This is a genomic window from Flavobacteriales bacterium, assembly GCA_021739695.1.
Classification (GTDB): domain Bacteria; phylum Bacteroidota; class Bacteroidia; order UBA10329; family UBA10329; genus UBA10329.
In genome coordinates, this window is record JAIPBM010000011.1 from 82760 (window position 1) to 107211 (window position 24452).

General features: G+C 45.7%; 24 protein-coding genes and 1 tRNA gene. 16 read left to right on the forward strand and 9 right to left on the reverse strand.

The genetic code is table 11. The features are described from left to right. Nucleotides 1–771, reverse strand: coding sequence for an AMP nucleosidase (locus tag K9J17_08855; GenBank protein MCF8276830.1), 771 nt, complete (start codon nucleotides 769–771; stop codon nucleotides 1–3). Nucleotides 772–884: 113 nt separating this feature from the next. Here K9J17_08855 and K9J17_08860 point away from each other — a divergent pair, with 113 nt between their 5' ends. From K9J17_08860 to K9J17_08900, 9 genes are all read left to right on the forward strand, one after another. Then, entirely contained in the window at nucleotides 885–1871 is a 987-nt protein-coding gene (locus tag K9J17_08860) for a flippase-like domain-containing protein (protein MCF8276831.1), read from the forward strand. Next, nucleotides 1871–3025 (forward strand): glycosyltransferase, encoded by a 1155-nt coding sequence (locus K9J17_08865; GenBank protein ID MCF8276832.1) that lies wholly within the window; start codon nucleotides 1871–1873, stop codon nucleotides 3023–3025. The genes K9J17_08860 and K9J17_08865 overlap by 1 nt, the downstream gene beginning before the upstream one ends. A gap of 61 nt (nucleotides 3026–3086) precedes the next feature. Beyond that, a complete protein-coding gene (locus K9J17_08870) occupies nucleotides 3087–4205 on the forward strand; it encodes an ABC transporter permease (GenBank protein MCF8276833.1) in 1119 nt (372 codons plus the stop codon). Nucleotides 4206–4276: 71 nt separating this feature from the next. Then, on the forward strand, nucleotides 4277–4513 hold the full coding sequence (locus tag K9J17_08875; GenBank protein MCF8276834.1) for a hypothetical protein: 237 nt from the start codon (nucleotides 4277–4279) through the stop codon (nucleotides 4511–4513). After that, nucleotides 4513–4818, forward strand: coding sequence for a type II toxin-antitoxin system RelE/ParE family toxin (locus K9J17_08880; protein MCF8276835.1), 306 nt, complete (start codon nucleotides 4513–4515; stop codon nucleotides 4816–4818). The genes K9J17_08875 and K9J17_08880 overlap by 1 nt, the downstream gene beginning before the upstream one ends. A 2-nt stretch (nucleotides 4819–4820) precedes the next feature. Beyond that, a complete protein-coding gene (locus K9J17_08885; GenBank protein ID MCF8276836.1) occupies nucleotides 4821–5819 on the forward strand; it encodes an alpha/beta hydrolase in 999 nt (332 codons plus the stop codon). A 49-nt stretch (nucleotides 5820–5868) separates the two neighbouring features. Then, nucleotides 5869–6882: a type IX secretion system membrane protein PorP/SprF gene (locus K9J17_08890; GenBank protein ID MCF8276837.1), complete on the forward strand. Its 1014-nt coding sequence runs from the start codon at nucleotides 5869–5871 to the stop codon at nucleotides 6880–6882. Beyond that, on the forward strand, nucleotides 6879–7511 hold the full coding sequence (locus tag K9J17_08895; protein ID MCF8276838.1) for a gliding motility-associated C-terminal domain-containing protein: 633 nt from the start codon (nucleotides 6879–6881) through the stop codon (nucleotides 7509–7511). The genes K9J17_08890 and K9J17_08895 overlap by 4 nt, the downstream gene beginning before the upstream one ends. Before the next feature lie 53 nt (nucleotides 7512–7564). Next, a complete protein-coding gene (locus K9J17_08900; protein ID MCF8276839.1) occupies nucleotides 7565–8251 on the forward strand; it encodes a YdcF family protein in 687 nt (228 codons plus the stop codon). A gap of 65 nt (nucleotides 8252–8316) precedes the next feature. Here K9J17_08900 and sucC read toward each other — a convergent pair whose 3' ends face one another. Both sucC and creD read right to left on the reverse strand, forming a co-directional pair. Continuing rightward, nucleotides 8317–9528 (reverse strand): ADP-forming succinate--CoA ligase subunit beta, encoded by a 1212-nt coding sequence (sucC, locus tag K9J17_08905; protein ID MCF8276840.1) that lies wholly within the window; start codon nucleotides 9526–9528, stop codon nucleotides 8317–8319. Between the two features lie 148 nt (nucleotides 9529–9676). Beyond that, nucleotides 9677–11017 (reverse strand): cell envelope integrity protein CreD, encoded by a 1341-nt coding sequence (gene creD / locus K9J17_08910; GenBank protein ID MCF8276841.1) that lies wholly within the window; start codon nucleotides 11015–11017, stop codon nucleotides 9677–9679. Nucleotides 11018–11125: 108 nt separating this feature from the next. Here creD and K9J17_08915 point away from each other — a divergent pair, with 108 nt between their 5' ends. The 5 genes from K9J17_08915 to mqnE all read left to right on the forward strand — a co-directional run bounded on the left by K9J17_08915 (nucleotide 11126) and on the right by mqnE (nucleotide 19568). After that, complete coding sequence (locus tag K9J17_08915) at nucleotides 11126–12370, forward strand: insulinase family protein (protein ID MCF8276842.1); 1245 nt, start codon at nucleotides 11126–11128, stop codon at nucleotides 12368–12370. Next, the gene (locus tag K9J17_08920) at nucleotides 12370–13644 is read left to right on the forward strand and encodes an insulinase family protein (protein ID MCF8276843.1); all 1275 of its coding nucleotides are present in this window, start codon (nucleotides 12370–12372) and stop codon (nucleotides 13642–13644) included. Before K9J17_08915 ends, K9J17_08920 begins: the two co-directional genes overlap by 1 nt. Before the next feature lie 109 nt (nucleotides 13645–13753). Beyond that, complete coding sequence (locus K9J17_08925; protein MCF8276844.1) at nucleotides 13754–17107, forward strand: gliding motility-associated C-terminal domain-containing protein; 3354 nt, start codon at nucleotides 13754–13756, stop codon at nucleotides 17105–17107. 34 nt (nucleotides 17108–17141) lie between these two features. Further along, nucleotides 17142–18401: a T9SS type A sorting domain-containing protein gene (locus K9J17_08930; GenBank protein MCF8276845.1), complete on the forward strand. Its 1260-nt coding sequence runs from the start codon at nucleotides 17142–17144 to the stop codon at nucleotides 18399–18401. Then, on the forward strand, nucleotides 18402–19568 hold the full coding sequence (gene mqnE / locus K9J17_08935) for an aminofutalosine synthase MqnE (protein ID MCF8276846.1): 1167 nt from the start codon (nucleotides 18402–18404) through the stop codon (nucleotides 19566–19568). A gap of 80 nt (nucleotides 19569–19648) precedes the next feature. On the opposite strand, the gene K9J17_08940 is transcribed toward mqnE, so the two are convergent. The 6 genes from K9J17_08940 to K9J17_08965 form a co-directional block, all read right to left on the reverse strand. Further along, nucleotides 19649–20026: a DoxX family protein gene (locus K9J17_08940; protein ID MCF8276847.1), complete on the reverse strand. Its 378-nt coding sequence runs from the start codon at nucleotides 20024–20026 to the stop codon at nucleotides 19649–19651. Nucleotides 20027–20159: 133 nt separating this feature from the next. After that, nucleotides 20160–20681, reverse strand: coding sequence for an NAD(P)H-dependent oxidoreductase (locus K9J17_08945; protein ID MCF8276848.1), 522 nt, complete (start codon nucleotides 20679–20681; stop codon nucleotides 20160–20162). Continuing rightward, complete coding sequence (locus K9J17_08950; GenBank protein ID MCF8276849.1) at nucleotides 20678–21148, reverse strand: hypothetical protein; 471 nt, start codon at nucleotides 21146–21148, stop codon at nucleotides 20678–20680. The genes K9J17_08945 and K9J17_08950 overlap by 4 nt, the downstream gene beginning before the upstream one ends. Continuing rightward, a complete protein-coding gene (rocD, locus tag K9J17_08955; protein MCF8276850.1) occupies nucleotides 21145–22395 on the reverse strand; it encodes an ornithine--oxo-acid transaminase in 1251 nt (416 codons plus the stop codon). Before rocD ends, K9J17_08950 begins: the two co-directional genes overlap by 4 nt. Before the next feature lie 8 nt (nucleotides 22396–22403). Further along, nucleotides 22404–22625 carry a hypothetical protein gene (locus K9J17_08960; GenBank protein ID MCF8276851.1) on the reverse strand — a complete coding sequence of 74 codons (222 nt, stop codon included), beginning with the start codon at nucleotides 22623–22625 and terminating at the stop codon, nucleotides 22404–22406. Further along, nucleotides 22622–23305, reverse strand: a complete 684-nt coding sequence (locus K9J17_08965; protein MCF8276852.1) for a Crp/Fnr family transcriptional regulator — start codon at nucleotides 23303–23305, stop codon at nucleotides 22622–22624. Before K9J17_08965 ends, K9J17_08960 begins: the two co-directional genes overlap by 4 nt. Before the next feature lie 117 nt (nucleotides 23306–23422). On the opposite strand from K9J17_08965, the gene K9J17_08970 reads away from it, so the two are divergent. Together K9J17_08970 and K9J17_08975 are read left to right on the forward strand one after the other, a co-directional pair. Then, nucleotides 23423–23506: transfer RNA gene (locus K9J17_08970), tRNA-Leu, on the forward strand. Between the two features lie 31 nt (nucleotides 23507–23537). Continuing rightward, the gene (locus K9J17_08975) at nucleotides 23538–24446 is read left to right on the forward strand and encodes a hypothetical protein (GenBank protein MCF8276853.1); all 909 of its coding nucleotides are present in this window, start codon (nucleotides 23538–23540) and stop codon (nucleotides 24444–24446) included. Nucleotides 24447–24452: the final 6 nt, after the last annotated feature.

Below are 24452 nucleotides of genomic sequence, written 5' to 3' on the forward strand. Positions count from 1 at the left end.
CTAGAAAAGCAAGTGTTTTACCGTAAGTCCGTTATTGATCAATTGCTCCAACGATTTGATGCCGATACGAACGTGACGATCAACGTACTCAGAGGTCACTTTTCTATCGCTTTCCTCGGTTTTCACACCTGCAGGAATCATTGGTTGATCAGACACCAAAAGCAAAGCGCCTGTTGGAATCTTATTAGCGAAACCCGCTACGAAAAGCGTGGCCGTTTCCATATCAATGGCCATGCAGCGCACTTTTCTCAAACGCTTTTTAAAACGTTCATCGTGCTCCCAAACCCTGCGGTTGGTAGTATAAACCGTTCCTGTCCAATAATCGTGACCGAAATCGCGGATGGTAGTAGAAACAGCTTTTTGAAGTCCGAAAGCTGGCAATGCCGGAACTTCTGGCGGAAGGTAATCGTCCGAAGTTCCTTCTCCGCGTATCGCTGCAATCGGAAGCACAAGATCACCCAACTGATTTTTCTTTTTCAATCCGCCACACTTACCCAAAAACAGGCACGCTTTGGGTCCAACCGCACTCAGCAGATCCATGATGGTCGCTGCATTTGCCGTACCCATTCCAAAATTGATAATGGTGATATCGCCAGCAGTGGCCGAAGGCATGGAATTTCCTTTTCCATTCACTTCCACGCTGTTCATCTCGGCAAATTTTTCCACGTAATTCTGGAAGTTGGTGAGTAAAATATACTTCCCAAAATCTTCAACCGCCACGCCCGTGTAGCGCGGTAGCCAGTTCTGCACAATTTCTTCTTTGCTTTTCATTGGGCGGTGAAGTTACAGAAGCTGTGTGCTCTTCGCAAAAGCTGAATTGCTTGTACTTGTGCGATGATGCGGAAATCCAATTTCACAGACTACATTTTCCGTTCTTTGCAGCAATGGCGCACGATCTATTCAGAAAGCGGAACCTTGGGTTCGTCATCAAGTTGGTGATCGCTTGTGTGGCGCTGTGGTTCATTTACCGCGAAATCCAACTCAAAGACCAGAACACCGACCTTTCTGACGGAATCGGATTTCTTCTTCAAAAGGAACAACTGCTCACATTTGCTTGCCTGGTTGGACTCATGTTCTTGAATTGGCTGCTTGAAGCACTTAAATGGAGGCTTTTGGTCAGTTACATCGAAAAGATAAGCCTTTGGAAATCGCTGAAAGCCATTTTCTCAGGAATAACGATTGCCATTTTTACGCCAAACCGTGTTGGAGAATACGGTGGGCGGATCTTCCATTTGCAAAAAGCCGATAGGCTTGATGCCGCGCTTCTCACCATTGTTGGTAGCTATGCTCAATTGGTGGTAACGCTCGTAACGGGAATTTTGGCCACCATGTTCTTCCTTCCGGATTACATTGGTTTGGGACCAATAACACCGATGCAGTACAATCTCATAGCTATTTTGATGGTAGGATTGTGCGTAATTCTGGTCGTGCTTTTCCTCAACACACGCTTACTCACTACGATCATAAAATGGCTACCCATTCCTAAAAAGTATGGTCATTATGCCGAGGTTTTTCAATATCACAGCTCATTTACACTGGCGAAAGTGTTCTTGGCCAGTTTAGGTCGCTACTTCATTTTCACGCTTCAGTTTTACATGCTGCTACAGATCTTTAAGGTAGAAGTGAACTACCTGCAAGCCATGATGATGATCTCGATGACCTATTTTGTCATGACGGCCGTACCGACCATCGCCATTACAGAATTGGGCGTACGCGGTTCCGTTTCGGTCTACTTTCTCGGAATGATTTCCGAAAATCTGTCGGGAATCTTCATGGCCAGTTCCATGCTTTGGCTCATTAATCTGGCCATGCCCGCACTGCTCGGAGTTGTGTTCATTTTCCAACTCCGTTTTTTCAGAAAATCCAATTGATGATGCATTGGCTCTTGGATGCTCTATTCGGATTATCGATTGTGGTGATGGTGCTTTATTCTGCCATGATCTTATCTGCCATTTCCGGCTGGAAGAAATTGAAGGTCGAAGAAGAAAAAACGCCTGAATTCGGTGTCAGCATTCTCGTTGCTGCGCGAAACGAAAGTGCCAATATCGAAACGGTTATCCGCGATATTTTCAATCAGAGTTATGCAAAAGATCTGTTTGAGCTGATCGTTATTGACGATCATTCTGAAGACGACACCTTGGCCAAATGCGAAGCGCTGAAAGAAGAATTCACGCGTTTGAAAGTCATTTCGAATGTAAATGGCGAGGGTAAAAAATCTGCCCTGCGAAGTGGAATGCAACAAGCGCAATTCGGAATCATAGCCACAGTTGACGCTGACTGTCGCGTGCCATCTGAATGGCTGATAAGCATGATGTCGCATTGGCAAGAAAAGCAAACCAAAATGCTGCTTGGCCCGATCGTTTTGGAACCAGGAACTTCGACACTGGAACATGTTCAGTCGCTGGAAATGTTGGCGATTATGGGACTGACAGGCGGCTTTGCGGCAAACAACAATCCGATAATGGCAAATGGTGCCAATCTGTTCTTCGATAAACAAGCATTTGAAGAGATCGGAGGTTACGGAAATTCAGACAACCCTTCGGGAGATGACGTTTTCACCATGCTCAGTTTCAGCGAAAAATGGCCCGATTCTGTTCGGTTTGTCAACCATTACGAAGCGGTGGTTTCAACCCGACCTGAACCAAAATTCTCAAGTTTTTGGCAGCAACGGAAACGTTGGCTTTCAAAGAAAAGCGCTTACAGTAGCGTTTTGGTAAAAGGAACGGCCATCGTCACTTACCTGGCAAATGTGGCCGCTTTTTGTTCGCTCATTGCCATTATGGTAGCGCTCGGAAGTTATTGGACAGACCGATTGATGTGGATTCTATTCGTCAAAACCATTTTGGATCTGATGATCACACGAACGGTGAGCCGCGACCTTCAACCGTACTGCGGCATTGCGAATATTCTGGTCGCAGAAATTTTCATTTCGGTCTACGTTACGTTTCTTGGCATTTTTGGCAACGTGAGTAACTATGTTTGGAAAGGAAGAACCATCGACCTAAAAGCACGAAATTCGAAATGATAAATTCGAAACATGCAATTCTCTGTGTATCTCTGAACCCCAAACTTTCCCTGTGCAATAAATGAGCAAAGGCACATCACTCGGACAATTGGCCTGGCGCAGGTTCAGTATGGATGGCGCAGCCATTTTCGGTGTGGTCGTAATTGTGATTGCGGTGATCTTGGCTATTCTTGGACCGTTGATCACACCGGACGGAAGTCCGCATGCCAATCGCCAGATCATTGAATTGGCAGCCAAAAAACCTGGTTCGACTTTCACCTTTCTGAAAATTCCGCGCTCTTCTGTTTCGGCTGACGATTTTACGGACAGATTACTTGTTGGCAAGCAGGAAGCCTATTCTTGGGTTCCAATTTTCAGTCATTCGTTTGTAAATGACTCTCTCATCATCGAACGCTACACGGGCGATACTCCGAATGATGGTGAACTGGTGAAATACAGCTTTGGTTCCCTTTCATCAGAAGGAAAAACCTCCGCAGAAATAGAAAAGGAACTCATCGAAACCCGCACCTTCTGGCTCGGCACCGACCGTTTTGGCCGCGACCTTTTGAGCCGAATGATCCTTGGAACACGCATTTCCCTTTCCATCGGTTTTGTGGCGGTGTTCATTTCGCTGATCATCGGAATTCTGATGGGTTCGCTGGCAGGTTTTTTCCGTGGATGGATCGACAATGTGGTGATGTGGTTCGTGACGGTAGTGTGGAGCATTCCACTGCTACTGCTCGTTATTGCCATCACATTGGCCATGGGAAAAGGGTTTTGGCAGGTGTTCATTGCCGTTGGATTGGCCATGTGGGTAGACGTGGCGCGTATCGTACGCGGCCAGATCCTCAGCATCCGCGAAAAGGAATACGTGGAAGCTTGTCGCGCTTTGGGTTATTCGGGTTTCCGAACCATCGTTAGGCACATACTTCCTAATATTCTCGGTCCGGTCATCGTAATATCCGCAGCCAATTTTGCCTCAGCAATCTTAATTGAAGCAGGTTTGAGTTTCCTAGGAATTGGCGCACAACCGCCCATACCAAGTTGGGGCGCCATGATCAAAGATCACTACGGTTACATCATTATGGATAAAGCATATTTGGCCCTCATTCCCGGAGCGGCCATCTTGCTGATGGTGTTGGCCTTCACGTTAGTTGGAAATGGAATTAGAGACGCGCTAGATGTGAAATCCAATAATTAGCAAAAAACCACCAGCAAATAGTAAACAAGACTATCTCAAAACCTTGAAGGTGTTTCACTAACTTTGATAGCATGGACGTAGCACATCTGAAATACAGCATCATTGAACGTTTGATTCGAACGGACGATGAAAAGCTCTTGGAGCGAGTAGCTGAACTCATGAAATCTGTTCCCATTCCCTATGTAGAATCGGAACTGAAACCGATGACGGTGGAAGAATTGAACGAACGACTTCAAAAGGCTGAGGAAGATATTATTGAAGGAAGGATTTATTCTACTGAGGAGGCAAAGAAAAAACTGGGGCTCTGATGGGTTCTCCAACCAAGATTATTTGGACGGAACGTGCAATCGATGACCTTCAATCAATCCGAGAGTTCATTTCGAAGTATTCGGAATCTCAAGCGATCAAACTGCTACAGCGAATTTTCCAGAGAGAAATTCAATTACTTTCCAATCCGCACAGTGGTGGATTACTGCTTGGTTCAAATTCAAAATTTGAGATCAGATACTTAGTGCAAGACAACTACAAGATCCTGTACCGTTACACGGAAAGCGAAATTTACGTACTGACCGTTTTCGATACCCGCCAAGATCCTGAAAAACTGAAACTCTGATCATGAAAAAAGCAGCTTACTCCGCACTCATCCTCATTATTGGGATTTCTGTAGCATACATGATTGGACCCCAAGCGCCAGAACCAAAGCTCGACCCAACGCCTGTTTCATTATCCGTTGGAATCGATTCATTGGACAATTGGATTGCCCATCGCGAAGCCAATCACACGGCCATGAAGCCCGGAAATCAGGCCGAGATTGTATGGTTTAACGATTCGGTTTCCGCAACCGAATATGCGGTGGTTTACATCCATGGCTTCACCGCTTCTAAGGTTGAGGGCGAACCCGTTGATAAAGATTTTGCTGCGCGCTATGGCTGCAACCTTTACCTACCAAGATTGTACGGTCATGGTTTGGACACCACCGAACCGCTTATTGATCTGACACCGGAGAATTACCTACAATCGGCAAAAGAAGCGGTGGCCATTGGAAAGAAGATCGGAAGAAAAGTGATTCTGATGTGCACTTCTACTGGCGGAACATTGGGACTTTATCTGGCAGCACATGACCCCGAAATTGATGCAGTGATCTGCTACTCTCCCAACATCGATATCTACGACAAGAACTCGCAAGTACTTACCAAACCGTGGGGACTGCAACTGGCGAAAATGCTTGTGGGAAGTGATTACCGCGAATATGAAGCAACGGATGAATTCAAGAAAAACTGGCAGACCAAATACCGAATTGAAAGCTTGGTTGCTCTTCGCTCATTGGTTGACGCGACCATGACTTCCGAAACATTCAAAGCAATCAATCAGCCTGTTTTTGTTGGCGCTTATTATAAGGATGCTGAACATCAAGACAATGTGGTTTCTGTGGATGCGATGCGATTGATGATGCCTCAGTTGGCAACATCCAACGACCAAAAGCGCTTTATTGAATTCCCAAACGTAGGCGCACATGTGATGACAAACCCGCTACGATCCGAAGATGTGAAAAGTGTAGAGACTGCAACTTTTCAATTTGCAGAAGAGGTCATTGGTCTAAAACCGATTGAATAGGACGATACCATTAAAAGTTAGCGTTCTGTTATTTTCTTATCTTAGCCTCATGCGTTGGAACGTCTTGGTTTTCCTTGTCATTTCTTTCTCTTGCTTTGCGCAGGAAAAGGTGGATTCAACCATCGTTTCTGAACCCGAATGGGAAACAAAAAACTACAGCCAAGAAGACAAGATCTTCAACCGCTCGGTTTGGACCTTTGTAGACAATCCCGCATTGGCTGGCTTTGACCGAAAATTGTCTGTCGCCTATCGCTATCAAATGAAAAACCTAGCGATGGGTGTTCCGAACAAGAAGGGGAATTTGACTTTGGGATTCCAACGGCACGAAGCCTTTGTTGACCTTCCTTTTGGTGGACCCAAACAAAATTGGGGAATGGGATTGTACTATTCCTACGAGAAAGAACTTCAACACACCTATCATCGGGTTCAGATGGCGCGTTCGCTGAGGATCAAACTGATCAAGGAACACTATCTGATCTTGGGTTTTTCCTTTGGAGTTCAATTTGCAAAACTCAACGACTGGGACAAGCTGATTTTTGGTGATGCGATTGACCCGAGGTATGGCTTGGTCTATCCAACGAACGAGATCAGGCCGAACACTAAAACGATCATAAGCTATTTTGATGTGGGGCTGAGATACTATTGGCGAAGATTTTCTTTTGATTACGCATTTCACCAAGGACCTAATGGACTTGGAGGCTTAGCTGGATCCAGTTCTATAGTTTTCGCTAACCGAATTAAGGCTGCTTACCATTTCAATGTTGGAGACGGAGTGACAATTTCGCCTGAAATGGCACTTAATATCACTCGAGTCAATGTTCGAACAAATGCAGCTTCCATCCTTTCTGCCTATGCAACCGTTACCTATAAAGACATGGCCTTCGGACAATTGGGAATAACCGATTTGAATAAACTCAGTTTCCGAGCTGGTTATCAATTGAAGGATATGATGGTCGTTCAGTTTGGGCTTTCCTCATATTTGGACAAGACCATGCAACGTATAGGCGGCATTGCAAGCATTGACTTAGGAATCAGGTATCAGATAAAAGCTTGGAACCGATGAAAAAACTTGTGCTACTTCTTATGATTCCACTGCTTTCCGGCTGTTTCAAAGACGAACCGAAACTTCCACAGTACTACGCCAAACAAGAAATTGATGTTGCAGTAGATTCGGTTATCTGTTATTCGGCTCAAGAAGATTTTGACTATTTCATACTCACTTGTTCCACTCCTTTCGATTCCATCCATTGGTACAACGGCTATCAAAATCAGGTTTTTCTGGGAAGCGGGCAGCCATTTGAAATTCCAAACAATCCACATGAATGGGAGGTGATAAAATGCATTGGGTTCAATTCCTCTGATACCACCGAGATTCTCTTGAATTTGAATTATTGTGCTCGGAATCTCTATATCCCAACATCTTTTACACCAGACGACAACGGAATCAATGACAAGTGGTATCCTATATTTTATCAGACCGATTGGGATACAAAACCATACTCTATTCATTGGGAAATAAGAACGACTGATGGCCTCAAAGTATTTGAAGCAGATGACCTGAACGGTAGTGCTTGGGATGGCGAATACAATGGATATGGAATGCCACGTGGTATTTACTTCTATCAAATCGAACTGACCATTTCTGGTGAAGAACCGATCGTGTATACTGGTTGGCTTGACATGATAGGCTAAAAAAATCGTGCCTCGTCCGAAGATGATTTCGCCTTACTTTCGGAGCCAAAGGCATGAAACACGCAAGGCGATTCGGTAAGTGGATGGTGATGGTGAGCGGAATCATTGCGCTTGTCATGTTTGTGCTGGCTTTCACAGATGTTCCTTATCTCGCCTACCACCAACTTGGCACGCATTGCAGACCGCTGAAAGTAAAACCGAATGTGATCGTGATTTTTGGTGGAAGCGGCATGCCAAGTGCTGATGGTTTGATGCGAACGTATTATGCTTCGGAGGCTGCGCTCAAATTCCCGAAAAGTGAGATCATTATTGCGCATCCTTTCGACAACGATAGTTCGAATACTTTTCAACTCGACCTGATGAAGAAGGAATTGGTGATTCGTGGTGTGGACAGTACGCGCGTCAGCTACGAACCTCGCGGATTCGACACGCATTCTCAGGCAGAGAATATTTCACTTTTGCTGAAAGGCAGAACGGAAGCTCCTGTATTGGTCATCACGAGTCCCGAACACATGTTTCGTTCCATTCGCTCGCTTCAAAAAGCAGGATTGCAATTGGTGGGCGGACTTCCATCTTTCGAAAAACCCATCAGCGAACGAAAACTGAAAAGCACAAAATACCCCAAACGCTCAGGCGATCTGCCTTGGCGCTACAACGTTTGGAGTTACCTCAAATATGAAATTGTGGTGCTCCGCGAGTATTGCGCCATCTCTTACTACAAGCTAAGAGGTTGGATATAAAAAAAGGCCCTTCCGTTTTCACGGAAGGGCCTTTGCTAATCGCTAAATCCTAATGCTAACAGCTATTAAGAAAGTGCTTCTTTTACTTTCTCAGCAGCTTCTTTCAACGCAATAGCAGACATTACTTTCAGTCCACTTTCGTCAATGATCTGCTTGGCTTCTACAGCATTGGTTCCTTGCAAACGAACAATTATCGGCACGTTTATCTCGCCCATGTTCTTGTATGCATCAACCACACCTTGTGCAACTCTATCACATCTTACAATTCCTCCGAAGATGTTCACCAGAATGGCTTTTACATTCGGGTCTTTTAAGATGATTCGGAACGCTTGCTCTACACGTTTTGCATCGGCAGTTCCTCCCACATCTAGGAAGTTGGCAGGCTCAAAACCAAGCAATTTGATCATGTCCATGGTGGCCATGGCCAAACCAGCACCGTTTACCATACAACCAACGTTTCCATCCAATTTCACGTAGTTCAAGCCAACTTTACCAGCTTCCACTTCTGTTGGATCTTCTTCGCTTTCATCGCGCATGGCAGCATAATCCGGATGACGATAAAGTGCATTTCCGTCCAATGTTACTTTGGCATCAACAGCAAGGATCTTATTGTCTGATGTTTTGAGAACAGGATTGATCTCAAACATGGCGCTATCGCTGCTCACATAAGCTTTGTAAAGCGCAAAAACGAACTTGGTCATTTCCTTAAACGCATCACCCGACAGACCCAAGTTGAACGCGATCTTACGTGCTTGAAATCCTTGAACTCCCAAACCTGGCTCAATCTCTTCTTTGAAGATCAAATGTGGCGTGTGCTCGGCAACTGATTCAATGTCCATTCCACCTTCGGTAGAATACATGATCATGTTCTTTCCAGTGGCACGGTTCAAAAGAACGCTCATGTAGAACTCTTCCGTTTGCGATTCGCCCGGATAGTAAACATCCTCCGCGATCAAAACCTTGTTCACCTTCTTCCCTACTCCATTTGTCTGAGCGGTTTCCAAGTGCCCACCGAGAATTCCTTTGACAACATCCTCAACTTTATCTAACCCTTTGGCAAGTACAACTCCGTGAGAACCTGTTTCTTCAACAACTCCTTTTCCTCGTCCACCTGCGTGTATCTGCGCCTTTACCACAAACCAAGAAGTTCCTGTTTCTGCACTCAACTCCTTTGCAGCAGCTACCGCATCTTCCAATTTATCGACAACTTTTCCGCGTTGTACCGTAACTCCGAAACCGCTAAGAATTCCCTTAGCTTGATATTCATGAATGTTCATATGCTTTTTGCTTTTGAGGTGCCGAAAATAGGTCTTTTTTGAACGGATTTCTGTCGTTTTTCCACATAACTTTTCAATATCCGTCTACAATCGGTTTAGAAATAGAAAATGAGGTCAGGAGACGGTGTGCTCCTGACCCATTTCATCCTCATTTACTCACGCCTCCGTACCAATCCACTTTTCGGCTCCAGATCATGATGGTGGCCAAAATGATGAACAGTCCGATGCTACCAACCAGCAAAGCGGTGTCTTCCAATTGTAGAATGGTGAAAATGAAACCGTACATCACAGTAAGCAAGCCCAAAAGAAATGCCGTGAGTTTTTTGCTTGAGAGAATGCTGGAACTATAGATGACAATCAACAGCGTGGTGGCTCCAGCTCCAACGGCATAGGCTGCATTGAAGCCAATGAACTCAGACAATGAAAGCAACAGTACAAAGAAGATGGAAAGTGCCAATCCGACCAAAATGTATTGAATTGGGTGAATCCGCTTTTTGTTGATGGTTTCCATAAAGAAGAATACCATGAAGGTGAGCGAAATGAACAGGATGGCATACTTGGCCGAACGCATGCTTTGCTGATAATGGTCGTTGGGCATAAAGAGTTTGAAACCGAAAGCTGACTCGAATATTCCTGTACGCACGCCTTTCCATGCTTGCGGGAAATTTCTGTTCAGATCAAGTACTTTCCAAGATGCAGTGAAGCCATTTTCATCAATCAAATGCTCATCTGGCAAAAACGCTCCTTCAAAACTCGGATGCGGCCAATCGGACGAAATACTGACCTGCGTTTCTCTACCGATCGGAACAAAATTGAGTAGCTGACTTCCCTTCAGATCTAGTTTGATTTCGAATTCGGAAGATGCAGTTGGCTTCAACGGCATTCGAACAGAAATCCCTTCATCAAAGAGGTCGTTGGTTGGAACACCCGGACCAAATTCGGCAACCGTATCATTGAAATGCAGACTCACTTTCTCATTTATTCCGCGCATATCTGGAATGCCCATGCTGATAATGGCCTGATCCGTGAGAAAGTACTCGGGGTCGATATTCAATTGTGCTGGGTCGGGATTGGTGAAGTTTCCGCTCAAGGTCATATCCGAGCTATAAACCACCACTTCATAAATACCTCGCTTCCGATTTTCAGTGGTGATATCAGCCACAATATTCAAGTTCTCGGGCAAGAAATGACTCCAATTCTTGGTGAAGGTCCGTTTTCCTTCCTTGTCTTCTGTGTAGGTCAAATACGGCACAGACACGACCGGGCCGACTACCGTTTGTTCGAAGCCCCACTTGGCGCTTACTTCGCTAATGGCATCGTTGCTGGTCATCTGCCGTTCGCGAATGATGTCGCGGATCATTGAGTTGGGAATCATAAGCAGTAGCACGAGAATGGTGATACTGAAAATACGCACGGTAACCGAGCCGTTGAGCCAGAGATTGAAACGTTCGATTGTGCCAGGGTTTGAATTGTTGTTTGGTGTTTCCATAATGTTTTTTGTGTTAAGGTTTGCTCGCTAACGGCCGTGTTGCTCCGATCATTTGACGGTTAACAGACTTTAAGATTTGGTGCGCGCAATGCTTATCATTGCAACCCAATGGGAAAGATCAGTTTTGAAAAATTCGTGCTGGACAATGGCCTTACGGTCATTGTGCATCAAGACACCTCCACGCCACTTGCCTGCCTCAATATCATGTATGATGTAGGCTCGCGCGATGAAGACCCCGATAGAACAGGATTTGCGCATCTTTTCGAACACTTGATGTTCGGAGGCTCCGTGAATATTCCTGACTACGATGGTCCGCTACAGTTGGCAGCGGGTTCAAATAATGCCTTTACATCCACCGATATCACCAATTATTACATCACGCTTCCCGTAGAAAATCTGGAGACTGCCTTTTGGCTAGAGAGCGACCGTATGCTGAATCTGGCCTTCACCGAAAAGAGCCTGGAAGTGCAACGGAATGTGGTGGTGGAGGAATTCCGTCAGCGTTATCTGAATCAGCCTTATGGCGATGCGTGGTTGCTGATGCGCCCTTTGGCATTTTCTACCCATCCATACAAGTGGGCAACCATTGGTAAGGAGGAAAAACACATTGAAGAAGCGACCATGCCGATGGTAAAGGCCTTTTTCGAAAAACACTATCGCCCGAAAAATGCAGTGATGGTGGTGGCGGGAAACGTGAAGACCGAAGAGGTAAAACAACTTTCAGAAAAGTGGTTCGGCCCAATTCAAAAAGGCGAAAAACCAGTTCGAAACCTTCCTGTAGAACCTGTTCAAACAGAAGCCAAACGATTGGAAGTGGAGCGGCCCGTTCCTTTAGATGCCATTTACATTTCGTTTCATATGTGTGGAAAGGAAAATGATGAATACTATAAATGGGACCTTCTTTCGGACGTGCTTGCTGGCGGAAAATCGAGCAGGTTACACCAAAAACTGGTGGAAGAACAACGGATGTTCACATCGGTAAACGCTTTTGTAATGGGCGAACGCGACCCAAGTCTTTTCACCATTGCCGGCCACATTTCTCAAGACCGAACAACAGCCGAGGCGGAAGAAGCCATTTGGAAAGAAATTGAACTGTTGCGGACCGAATCTGTTGGAGTAACCGAATTGGAAAAGGTGAAAAACCAGGTGGAAGCAAATCACGAATTCTCTGAAATGAACCTGCTGAACCGCGCCATCGGATTGGCCTATCATGAATTGTTGGGAGATGCAAACAGCATCAATGAGGAAGCAGAGAAATATCAGCGGATCACCCGCGAAGACCTTCAATCTCTTGCGCATGAAAACCTGACCGTTTCCAATTCATCAACATTGATATACAAACGAAAAAGCTGATGTTGGACCGCACGCAAAGCCCTTCTTTCGGGAAAATTGAAAGTATTGACCTGATGGAGCCTAAAGTCTTTCATCTGGACAACGGATTGCCTGTTTTCTGCATTGATGCAGGCGCACAGGAAGTACTGAAAATAGAATTGGTGTTTCGGGTTGGCACAGCTACTTCCGATAAAAAACTGGTTGCATCTAGCACTGCAAACCTGCTGACATCAGGCACAAAACATCGCTCTGCGCATGAAATTGCCGAATCGGTCGATTTTTACGGTTCACATCTTCAAACAGAGGTCTCACACGATGAATGTTCGCTGAGTCTTTACACGTTGAACAAACATGTGGAACGAACCATTACAACGCTTGCAGAAGTGTATAGCGAACCTACTTTTCCTGAAAGGGAAGTGGAAACCTACATGATGAACAATCGGCAGGAAATGCTGGTGAATGAGGAAAAGGTGAGCTATTTGGCGGCCAAGGCATTTTCGTCCACGCTTTTCGGTTCCGACCATCCGTATGGAAGAAGTGCAGATCTGGATGATTACAATCAGATTGACCGATCAGAGCTGGTTGATTTTCACGCAGCTTTCATAAAAGACTGTATCGCTTACATTCTTGTGGCAGGCAAACGTGATGAAAAAACCATCGGAATACTGAATGCTCATTTTGGAAAAAGCGCTAGAAAATCGAATTCAGCCAATGACATTCCAAAGGAACACGCTACTCAAAGTTCAACGCACGTAGCAAAGGCTGGTGCTGTTCAGAACTCAATTAAAATCGGTAGAGTACTTTTCAACCGAACCCACGCTGATTTTGTCGGAATGCAAATTCTGTCCACCGTTTTGGGTGGGTATTTCGGTTCACGGTTAATGGCCAATATCAGAGAAGATAAAGGTTACACTTATGGCATAGGAGCGGGCGTAGCGAGTCTCCAACATAGCGGTTACCTTACTATCTCCACTGAAGTGGGATCAGATGTGTGCGATGCAGCCATCAACGAAATCTATTTTGAAATCGAACGATTGCGTAAACATCTGATTCCAATAAATGAATTGGAACTCGTTCGGAATTACCTACTTGGCTCCATTCTTAAAAGCATTGACGGACCTTTTGAGATTGCCGGAAAATGGAAAGGCTACATGAAATATGACCTGGGAATCAGTGCTCACCATGATTTTATCCGCCAGATAAAAACCATTACACCGGAGCATCTGCGCGAACTAGCAAACAAGTATTTGCAAAAGCACGATCTGGTGCAAGTGACAGTAGGATCGGGCAAATAATTTGCGAAGCAACTTAAAGCGCGTAAGTGCGTTCTTAATTACAGTTCATCGCCCCTACAGAAAGGGCAATAAATCATAACTTCGCACGCTTAGGTTTCTCCTATCTCTGATGAGTTCAATCAAACACGTTTTCAGGATTCTTGCATTGGCAATATTTGCCGTGTTGATGGTTCCGAAACGAACACAAGCGGCTCACATTATTGGAGGAGACGTGTATTGGGAATGTATCAGTTCAGGTCCAGACGCTGGTAAGATCGTATTCTATCTCACACTTTATAAGGATTGTTCGGTCAACACTTTCGTAAGTCCCGCTCAAGGAGTCTGGATCCGAAACCATCCTACGTTGAGCGAAATTCCAGTAACTCTTATTTCTCAGGTAGACATAAGTGCTGCGCAATGCGGGCTAGATTGTGCTTCAGGCGCTGTCGGTGCCGTAGAAAAATATGTTTTCGCTTCAGACCCTATTGCCATGACCGGAGTTCCGCCTCCGAACGGTTACCGAATCGAGTATTTCAAATGCTGCCGTGGCGACTCTGACAATCTACAGAGTGCGGTTGATCAAGAAATCTTCTATTCTGCCACCATGTATCCGTACAACGGACAGAACATGTTTCCGTGCTACGATTCAAGTCCACAGTTTGCCGAAGAACCGACATCCGCCATTTGCCTAGGTTACCAGCTGAGATACAACAGCAACGCAATTGACAACAACTTGGATTCGCTCTCGTACGAATTCATTGACCCGTTTGGTACGAGTGGAATTCCAATACCGCATATTTCAGGTTACAGTGCCAACCAACCGATGCCTGGTCCAAACCCGATAAACCTTGATCCAGTGACCGGGCAAATGGAATATGATGCACCTGCCAACAATCCTGGCAGATACACCATGGCAGTAGCTGTAAGTGCTTGGCGATGCGGTCAGCGTATTTCGGAGACCATTCGTGAAATGATGATCACCATGGTGAATTGTCTGGAGCCAAATAATGTTCCAACCGTAAGTGTTCCAACGTGGATTGCGCCTGCAACGGGAAGCAACTATGCGGTTACCGTTCAGGCAGGAGACCTTGTCAATTTTTCGTTGACAGGAACAGATAACGACCTGTCCAATGGCGTTCCGCAGATATTATCATTCTCTGCATCGGGCTCTCAGTTCGGAACCAATTTCAACAACCCAAACGGTGGTTGTCTACACACTCCTTGCGCCACCTTATCCAGTGTAACGCCTCCTTCTACTGGCACAGGAAGTATTTCTACCGAATTCAACTGGCAAACCTCTTGCGACCACGTATCTGTAACAAACGAATGCGCCACTCTTACCAGCACGTATAATTTTCTATTCAAGTATCAGGATAACTACTGCCCAGTTAGAGCTACACGCATGGTAAATGTGTCGGTTACCGTAGTTGGAGAATCGATTGTTAACAGTCCTGATCCGCATTGCGTAAGTCTTGATGCCAGTGGAGACGTGACACTTACTTGGGAACCGGTGACCGACAATAACGTACCGCCAACTTTTGTTGAATATGTTATCTATCACAGCACTTCGCCCAATGGGCCCTTTCAAGAAATAGGAACTGAGCTCAATATCAGCACTGGCACGTACGTGCATAGTAGTGCAAATCCGGTGGCGGCACCCAATGTATCAGGACCAAATTACTACCTGATAAAAACCCGTTCAGGCTGCAATCAACTGGATGCGCCTATAGATACAGTTGCATCCATTTATCTGACGTTTTCTGATGGAGGCACTACGGCCAACCTTTCTTGGAATCCGGTGGCTACACCAGACCTTCCTTCTTCCAATGGTAGTGGGTCAGCCCTTTACGAGGTTTGGCGTTTAGAACCCGGAGGTGTTTGGGAAATTGCTGGCACCACGAACAATCTTTATTATTCTGACCCTGTTATATGGTGCAACAATGAAATTATCACCTATCGCATTGAGCTTTCTGATGATTTCGGCTGTACTTCTGTGTCGAATGAGGCTGGTGGTCCGCTAAACAACCCAAATCAGCCTGACCCACAACCATTGGATTCATTGACGATAGACCCGCAAACAGGATTCATTACCATATGCTGGCCTCCCAATACGAGTACTAATGTAGTGCAATACAACATTCTGCTCAATCCAGATGCTTTTGCCTGGGTTCCGATGGACACGGTTTATGGATATAATAACACTTGTTGGACAGACAGCACATCCGATGCGTCATCCAATTCTCTATGGTATCAGGTATACGCCACCAACAGTTGCGGAGTGCCTGGAATCCCTGCAGGGTCTATTCAAAATAATACGGATCATCATGAAACAATCTTATTACAAGCAGAATACGATAGTTGCCAGCAAACAACCTCGCTTAATTGGAATCGGTATTGGTACTGGCCCGAAGGTGTTCGGGAATACGATATTTACACATCGATAGACGGTGCACCGTATTCCAAAATAGGAACAACTGCTGATACGGTTTTCGTACACGAAGACCTTCAAGCTTCAGCAGAGTACTGCTACATCGTTCGTGCAGTGAAAGATGTAAGCATAAGAGTCACATCCACTTCCAACAGAAGATGTATAGTAGCTGTCGTGCCAAAACGTCCAGATTATCAATATAACTACAACACCACTGTGCAGACCGGAAACACCGGTATTGAGGAGTTTTTCTACGTTGACAGCACTGCTGGCTATCTTGGCTTTCAGATCATGAGAGGCAAGTCGCCTGATGCGATGAGCAACCTCTGGTTCATTCCGTTTGATCCTAGCACCCGTTTTTATCAATACACCGATCCAGGGGCTCGGCCTGCCTTCTACAGTTACTACTATTCCATCATAGGTGTAGATAACTGCAACCTCAATGCAGATACGCTGAACATGTCGCGAACCATGTTGCTGGAAGCAGAGGCCAATCCAGATCGGACCAACGATATTCAATGGAATGCATACGAAGGTTGGCGAGGTCCAATCTCCGCATACAATATCTATCGGAGCGTGGATGGCGTTTACGACTATCTAACAACTGTTCCGCCCACGCAACTTACCTACACTGATACGGTAGAAGAGATTATTATTGGTGAAGGAAGGTTCTGCTACTACATTGAAGCGGTAGAGGGCATTGCTGGACCATTGGCGAACGACCCCGACCCTGCATTGGTCCCACAGCTCAGTAATTCCAACGAGGCTTGCGCGCTGCAACATCCGAACGTTTTCATGCCAAACGCATTTATGCCAGAAGGCGTGAACAACGTTTTTAAACCGGTTACGGTTTACGTGAATGCCGAAAGCTACCTGCTGCAGATCTATAATCGTTGGGGACAACGACTGTTTGAAACAACCGACCCCAACGAAGGTTGGAATGGTACCTACGGCTCACATAAAGAACCACAGGGCACCTATGCCTATTTCGTGAAATTCGTCTCCTCTAAAGGAGAAACCTACACCAAAAGCGGAACGGTGACACTTATTCGATAGTGAGGTTCTGCGAAAGTTTAGATTTGCAATTGAAATGAGGATCATCCCGATCATATTAATTGCCTTGCTGGCGCAATTAGGCAATCTGAGAGCGCAGCAACTGCAATGTGGAACATCGCAACGTATGCTGGCACAATTGGCCACAGACCCCATGTTGGAATCGCGAAGAGCCGCCATTGAGGAACAGACCCAACGATGGATTGAAGAGAACGTAGGGAACGTAGGGCGTGCAGTCATCACCATTCCTGTGGTAGTGCACGTGGTTTATAGCAGTAGTGCTCAGAATATTTCCGATGAGCAAGTCCAAACGCAGATAGATGTGCTGAATGAAGACTACAGGGCACTGAATGCCGACATCTCTGGGGTGCCATCTATTTGGACAAACCGTGTGGCTGATAGCGAAATTCAATTTGCCCTTGCCGCCCGCACACCTGACGGATTCCTTACCAACGGCATCACGCGTACCGAAACAACGGTGACAAATTGGAACGGCTCCGATAATGTAAAATTCACCTCCCTGGGCGGACATGATGCATGGCCCAATGACAAATACCTGAACATTTGGGTATGTAACATCGGCTCTGGGCTTTTGGGATATGCTTATCAGCCGGGTATCAATGCTTCGCTGGATGGTGTGGTTATCGGTTATCGGTATTTCGGAACCATTGGCAGCCTATCGAATGCATACGATCTTGGCCGCACATCCACACATGAAATAGGACATTATCTTAACCTCGATCACCTTTGGGGACCGAACAATTCGAACCCGAATTGCACGGCTGACGACAACGTATCGGACACCCCAAAGCAAACCGACCCCAACTTTGGCTGCAACACTACTTTTCCGAACGAAACCTGCGGCAATGGAGTGAACAGCGATATGTTCAACAATTACATGGATTATGGAGATGATGAATGCCTCTTCTTTTTTACCAATGGGCAAAAGGAGCGCATGTTGGCCGCACTTAACGGACCTCGTTCTGGCATTCTTACATCTGATGGGCTTGTACCCGGACAAGTAGGAATTGAAGAGCAGCTCCTCCACAGTTCGCTTAGCATTTATCCGAATCCTAGTACGGGCAATGTCCATCTTCGTTTAGACCAAAAGGCCAACGCCATGGTAGATATCCGGATAATGGACCTAATGGGCAAACAAGTATTCGCTCAATCCAACGTGAATATGAGCGTTAATATCTACACCATCGACCTGAGTGAACTAACCCAAGGAACCTATGTTCTAGAGATGACCTCAGAGAAAGAACACTTCAGCACAAAGATCAATATTGTTGACTAAATGAATCAGAACGGTCTGGAACACATCCTATCAAGCAACCTGGATAATAAATTCAAAACCATCACCGAAAAGGTGCTGAAGGAAGAACGCATCAGCTTTGATGAGGGCGTGTTCCTCTACGAAAAAGGAGAACTGGCCTTCTTGGGTTCGCTTGCCAACCACATCAAGGAAAAGCGTCATGGCGATAAGGTATTCTTCAACAGAAATTTCCATGTAGAACCGACCAATATCTGCGTATTCGATTGCAAATTCTGTTCGTATTCCAGACTTCTGAAACAAAAATCGGAAGGTTGGGAACTATCTGAAGAAGAGATCTTGCAGATGGTAAGAAGCTACGAAGGCAAACCTGTTACCGAAGTGCACATCGTAGGCGGTGTGCATCCAAAAATGGGACTCCATTATTTTGCTTCGCTGATCAAAAAGGTGAAGGAGATACGTCCCGATATCCACGTAAAGGCCTTTACGGCTGTAGAACTCGAATACATGTGTCGCAAGGCAAAAGTGAGCTACCGCGAAGGGCTTCAGATCTTGAAAGACCACGGACAGGATTCGTTACCTGGCGGTGGTGCCGAGATATTTGACGAAACGGTGCGTGCCGAGATCTGCAACGATAAATGCACGTCTGAACAGTGGTTGGAAATGCATCGCACCGCACACCAATTAGGCATGCCAAGTAATGCCACCATGCTTTACGGTCACATCGAATCGTTTGAACATCGGGTGGACCACATGAACCGCTTGCGAAACCTACAGGACGAAACGGGTGGATTCAACACCTTTATTCCGCTCAAATACCGTAATGGCAACAACCAGATGAGCCACATTAATGAGGTGAGCACCATCGAAGACCTCCGCAACTATGCCATTGGCCGTATTTACATGGACAATTTCGGGCACGTAAAAGCCTATTGGCCCATGATTGGTAGACAGACCGCTCAGATGAGCCTTGCCTTTGGGGTAGATGATATTGATGGCACCATAGACGATAGCACCAAGATCTACAGTATGGCCGGTGCAGAAGATCAGAATCCAGCTCTGAGTACCGAGGAATTGGTGGGCCTGATAAAAGAAGTGGGCCGCCATCCTATAGAGCGAGATACGGTTTACAATACCGTTACCGATTACATGAATTACGATTTTGCTGCTGAGAAGGCAATCGGAGTTTAATTCTTTTTTTGCTAAGCAAGCATCAATCACGGAAAAACGTAATAAAACCTGCAAAGCAATAAGGCTAAGAACCGAAGGCCCTAAGCCAAAATATACAGATTGATGATGGCCACAATAAAGTAAGGCACCAATCCGCCAGCGCCTGCATAGTCTTTGGCCATACGCTGCCCAAAGAAGAGCATCAATAAAGAGGCTGCCGAAAGGGATGTTCCGATCAGCGGAAAGGTGAAACTGCGAAAGGCCACTACTTCCACTACACCAACTGCCGATGCCAATCCGGCCGAAATCTCTACAAGCGTAATGACACTGAGTAGCATCGGCACCATTCCCGCCAAGGGTGATCTGGCAAAATGTCCCGTCAACCATTCGAGGTTTCCTTTACGGTCTATTACCTTATCTATTCCAGACTGTAGAAACAGAATGGCAAAGAATGTTGAAAGCAGCGCCTGAATAAGAATGAAGGCATTGGGCGTGTATTGACCGATCAAGTTGAGGAGCATGTGCTTGCGTTTGTACGTTTTACGAATATATCAATTGAACAGGAAAGACCAGTGACTTTGATTGAGCGCAACGGAACGCTCTTGCCACGCTTCAGAAAGTTACGAATCCCTTCAGTTGTGTTTCAAGCTCCCGATTCAATGGCTCATTCACCAAGGCGCCATCCGCAGTAAGCGCCAAATGAACCTGCGAGAGGTACACTTTTTTGCTGTACACCTCAGAACCTAGGTAATGAAGGATTCCTGTCAGATGATCGAGGCCACGCACATTGCCCGACCGGCCACTGGCCAATCCCATCAAAGCCACTTTCTTATCGCGGAAATCGCCATGATCGCAAGCATCCATAAAGAACTTGAGGTATCCGGGAAATCCGCCATTGTATTCGGGAACAATGAAAATGAGCTTGCGCACATTCCGAATGTACTTGGAAACCACCGCTTCAAATTCGGGCACATTCTTACCGTAGTTGCTTTCCTGTATCCAATTCACTTCCACATCGCGTAGGTCTAGCACCTGAAACGATTCGCCTAATTGCTCAAGCAAATTGGCATACAGCTCAGCTACGCGTTTGGTATTGCTGTCCGGCCTATTGGTGGTACAGATAACGGTGATCATTGCTTAAGGTCGGAAGACATTTGGTTGAAGTAATTCATATCGCGCTCCAGCAGACCTTTTCCCAAATAGTAGATATCGTCCGTTTTGATGTTCTCCAAGTAGCTTGTCTTTTGCTCAAACATGGCTGTTCCCAAGTAGTACCAATCGTCTGTAACGATCTTATCCAATTCATCGCGCTTGCCAGAAATGAGTGCTGCACCTAGAAAATACAGGTCATCGTTGTTCACATATTTCAGCTTCTCGGTGCTTTTTAGGAACAGGCTTTTAGAGAAATAGTAGATGTCGTCATTTTTCACATTCGCCCAAGCGGTCGTATCGCCAGTAAGCAACACGTAACCTAGATAATGAAGATCATCACCTTTATAGATGGTGATCTTCTCGCCTTGCGCAAGAACAGAACTTCCTATGAAGATCAGTGCTGCTGCAAGGCAGGAAATGCAAAAAGTATGCGGTCGCCTTTTGGTCACTTGGTAAATTCGGTGAGTGTATCTTTTATAATGCGCAAGCAATCGCTCAACTGATCTTCGGTCATTACCAACGGTGGCGCAAAGCGAATAATGTTTCCATGGGTTGGTTTTGCCAACAGACCGTTCGAAGCCAACTTCAAACAAATGTTCCAAGCGGTTTTGCTGTCGGGAGAATCGTTGATGATGATGGCATTGAGCAATCCTTTTCCTCTTACAAGTTTTACCAGATCGTTGGTAGCAATGAATGCTTCCAATTCCTCGCGGAAGCGTTTTCCTAGTCGTTCGGCATTCTCTGCCAATTTCTCGTTTTTCACTACTTCCAATGCTGCCATGGCCACTTTACATGCAAGCGGGTTGCCACCAAAAGTTGAGCCATGTTCTCCTGGTTTGATGCAAAGCATTATTTCATCGTCTGCCAACACGGCCGAGACAGGCAAAACGCCCCCAGAAAGTGCTTTCCCCAAAATGAGGATATCTGGTCGTACGTTCTCATGATCAACCGCCAGTAGTTTCCCCGTTCGGGCAATTCCAGTCTGAATTTCATCAGCAATAAGCAGCACATTATATTGTGTGCAAAGTTCCCGTGCTTTGGTCAAATAGCCGGCAGTTGGCACATTCACGCCTGCTTCTCCTTGTATCGGCTCTACCAGAAAACCAGCCACATTCGGATCTTGCAGTGCTTTTTCCAACGCTGCCACATCATTGTACGGAATGGATTCAAACCCAGGCGTAAATGGCCCGAAATTGTTGCGCGCATCAGGGTCGTTAGAAAACGAGATGATGGTGGTTGTTCTTCCATGGAAGTTACCATCGCACACAATGATCTTCGCTTTATTGCTTGGAATTCCCTTTTTCTCGTACGCCCATTTTCGGCAAAGCTTCAAAGCAGTTTCCACTCCTTCTGCGCCCGTGTTCATCGGCAATAGCTTATCAAAACCGAAATACGCGGTGGCGTATTGCTCAAATTCGCCCAATACGTCATTGTAAAAAGCACGGCTGGTCAGCGTCAGTTTCTGAGCCTGCTCGGTAAGTGCACCAATAATACTTGGATGGCAATGCCCTTGATTGACTGCCGAATAGGCTGAAAGAAAATCGTAGTAGCGTTTGCCGTCTGTATCCCACACAAAAACGCCTTCGCCCTTCTCTAACACCACTGGTAGCGGATGGTAATTGTGCGCACCATAGCGATCTTCTGTATCAATGATCTGTTGCGCTTTGGCTGATATTTCCAACAATTCTTCCGTCATCATGCTTTTTACTTTTTCAAATTCAATTTCAGGTAATCTATGATGTCTTCTCCATAGGCCATCAAGGTAGTATCAACGAACAACGCAGGATACACGAAAATATCATGTGGCGGTTGTACATGCTGAAGATCCACGTTGTAAATATCCGCATCAATACCGGAGGAACGGACAAAATCCTTTACCAATCCGCATTGATGACACCAATTGGCAACATAGATCACAGGCTTCATACCAACTTGTCTGTTTGATGAATGAGAATCGTCTTACGATCAAAATTGATCAGCTCCTTTTCCTTCAACTCATTCAATACGGTTGTTACCGTTTGGCGAGATGTGGCAGTAAGACTGGCCAGATCTTGATGCGTGAGCGAGTGTTCTAAAAGCACTTCGCCCCCAGCGAGCACTTTTCCTCGTTCCGTTGCCATTTCGCGGATCAGATCCACAATTCTAGTTCTGGCATCTTTAAAGATCAGCGATTCGAACTTCCTCTCGACCTTAGACAATCGATTTCCAATGGTGGTTGTGATCTTCAGACCGAGTTCCGCATTTCCACGCATCATATCCAAGATCTCTTCCACATTCAAGGTGCAAACCCGCACGTCATCATCCATGGCAATGGCGAAATCGTTACGCGTTTCCTCCCCTACCAAACCCATCTCGCCAAACATATCACCCGGATGCATAATGGCTTTGATGATCTCTTTCCCGTCAGGCGAATAGCTGCCGATCTTCACTCTTCCATTTTTTAGAAAGAAAATGATCTTAGAAGGTTCGTTTGGGAAATAAATATGCGTTCCCTTTTCCTTGGTCTTCATGGTAGAACGCTGTTCTACTTTTAGCATTTCCTTATCGGAAAGCCCCTCGAAAAGATGGATTTTTTCGAGCCACCAGAGTTTTGTGAAGTTGTTCAAGGGAGTTTGTTTAATGATCGGTCACAAATATATTAATTGCAAAAGCGGTCAAATTGTTCGCTGCATCTAGCATTCGCCCTTGGTCGCTCGAAAAAAGGGCTATTTTTGCGCAGCCCCGCCCAGGTGGTGAAATTGGTAGACACGCTAGCTTGAGGGGCTAGTGGCCGTTAGGCTGTGCTGGTTCGAGTCCAGTCCTGGGCACATTTTTAAACGATAGTAGCGTATGAACAGAATGAACAAGCGTATTTTGAAGATGTACACGCTTCTAATACTTGCTGTGTTGTTCAGTAAACCGCTTCTTGCCCAAGTGGTTGAGTTCGGAGAGGAATTCAATAATGTTGGTCGATTGAAAAACCCAGGAACTGAATGGACCACCAACGTTTGGCCCAAAAACCTGGTGATCATGTACAACAACGGCAAGACCACGATCAACGGAAATGCCATGAACATCATTATTGAACCACTAAGCGGTTCAGAACCAACAGACGAAGTGAAGTTGGTGATTGGTCAGGCACGAAATTGGGCAGCACTCAAATACGCTTTTAAGCTTCCAGGAAAGTACAAGGTTAGCGCGTTGGACAGAGAACGTAAGTTTTTGGCCAGCAGCATTATCACTATAAATGGCCCTGTAAAACCAGAACCAAAGCCAGAACCTGTAGCGGAAAAACCGGTCGAAAAGCCTGTGAAAAAAGAAGAGCCGACCAAGGAAGAGATTCTTGAAAATGCTCCAGAACCGATATTCGTTGAATCTGTTATTGAGGAGGAACTGACCGAAGAAGAGAAAGAGACCTTGCTTTTCGAAAGCTTCTACATTGCTTTCGGAAGAACGGTGCAAAGTGGAATGCTGATGGGACAGAACGAAAAGTTCAAAGGGATTCCTGGAGGAGTTGATCTGCAAGTACTTTTCTCAAACAATGAAGGATTTGGAACAGAAACCATCTCTGTTGACATCTGGTTCAAACCAGACGGTACCAAAGAATACAGTGAGCATTTTACCGAAATGACCGTTCCTATTGGCAAGAATGTAACCCAAGCCAACTTCCCACTGAACATCAGAGACCGAGGAAGCTACAAAGTATCGCTTTATACAGGCGATGCAGATGCCGTTTGGATAGGTTCAGGATACGTTAGTATCTACTAAATCCCC

What these genes read in the sequence shown, in the direction of transcription:
- K9J17_08870 (MCF8276833.1), top strand. Translation starts at nt 3,087, where the DNA reads ATGAGCAAAGGCACATCACTCGGACAATTGGCCTGGCGCAGGTTCAGT.
- K9J17_08925 (MCF8276844.1), top strand. Translation starts at nt 13,754, where the DNA reads ATGAGTTCAATCAAACACGTTTTCAGGATTCTTGCATTGGCAATATTT.
- K9J17_08900 (MCF8276839.1), top strand. Translation starts at nt 7,565, where the DNA reads ATGAAACACGCAAGGCGATTCGGTAAGTGGATGGTGATGGTGAGCGGA.
- K9J17_08975 (MCF8276853.1), top strand. Translation starts at nt 23,538, where the DNA reads ATGAACAAGCGTATTTTGAAGATGTACACGCTTCTAATACTTGCTGTG.
- K9J17_08875 (MCF8276834.1), top strand. Translation starts at nt 4,277, where the DNA reads ATGGACGTAGCACATCTGAAATACAGCATCATTGAACGTTTGATTCGA.
- K9J17_08865 (MCF8276832.1), top strand. Translation starts at nt 1,871, where the DNA reads ATGATGCATTGGCTCTTGGATGCTCTATTCGGATTATCGATTGTGGTG.
- K9J17_08945 (MCF8276848.1), bottom strand. Translation starts at nt 20,681, where the DNA reads ATGATCACCGTTATCTGTACCACCAATAGGCCGGACAGCAATACCAAA.
- K9J17_08895 (MCF8276838.1), top strand. Translation starts at nt 6,879, where the DNA reads ATGAAAAAACTTGTGCTACTTCTTATGATTCCACTGCTTTCCGGCTGT.
- K9J17_08915 (MCF8276842.1), top strand. Translation starts at nt 11,126, where the DNA reads ATGGGAAAGATCAGTTTTGAAAAATTCGTGCTGGACAATGGCCTTACG.
- K9J17_08920 (MCF8276843.1), top strand. Translation starts at nt 12,370, where the DNA reads ATGTTGGACCGCACGCAAAGCCCTTCTTTCGGGAAAATTGAAAGTATT.
- mqnE (MCF8276846.1), top strand. Translation starts at nt 18,402, where the DNA reads ATGAATCAGAACGGTCTGGAACACATCCTATCAAGCAACCTGGATAAT.
- K9J17_08890 (MCF8276837.1), top strand. Translation starts at nt 5,869, where the DNA reads ATGCGTTGGAACGTCTTGGTTTTCCTTGTCATTTCTTTCTCTTGCTTT.
- K9J17_08855 (MCF8276830.1), bottom strand. Translation starts at nt 771, where the DNA reads ATGAAAAGCAAAGAAGAAATTGTGCAGAACTGGCTACCGCGCTACACG.
- rocD (MCF8276850.1), bottom strand. Translation starts at nt 22,395, where the DNA reads ATGACGGAAGAATTGTTGGAAATATCAGCCAAAGCGCAACAGATCATT.
- K9J17_08880 (MCF8276835.1), top strand. Translation starts at nt 4,513, where the DNA reads ATGGGTTCTCCAACCAAGATTATTTGGACGGAACGTGCAATCGATGAC.
- K9J17_08885 (MCF8276836.1), top strand. Translation starts at nt 4,821, where the DNA reads ATGAAAAAAGCAGCTTACTCCGCACTCATCCTCATTATTGGGATTTCT.
- K9J17_08960 (MCF8276851.1), bottom strand. Translation starts at nt 22,625, where the DNA reads ATGAAGCCTGTGATCTATGTTGCCAATTGGTGTCATCAATGCGGATTG.
- K9J17_08860 (MCF8276831.1), top strand. Translation starts at nt 885, where the DNA reads ATGGCGCACGATCTATTCAGAAAGCGGAACCTTGGGTTCGTCATCAAG.
- creD (MCF8276841.1), bottom strand. Translation starts at nt 11,017, where the DNA reads ATGGAAACACCAAACAACAATTCAAACCCTGGCACAATCGAACGTTTC.
- K9J17_08930 (MCF8276845.1), top strand. Translation starts at nt 17,142, where the DNA reads ATGAGGATCATCCCGATCATATTAATTGCCTTGCTGGCGCAATTAGGC.
- sucC (MCF8276840.1), bottom strand. Translation starts at nt 9,528, where the DNA reads ATGAACATTCATGAATATCAAGCTAAGGGAATTCTTAGCGGTTTCGGA.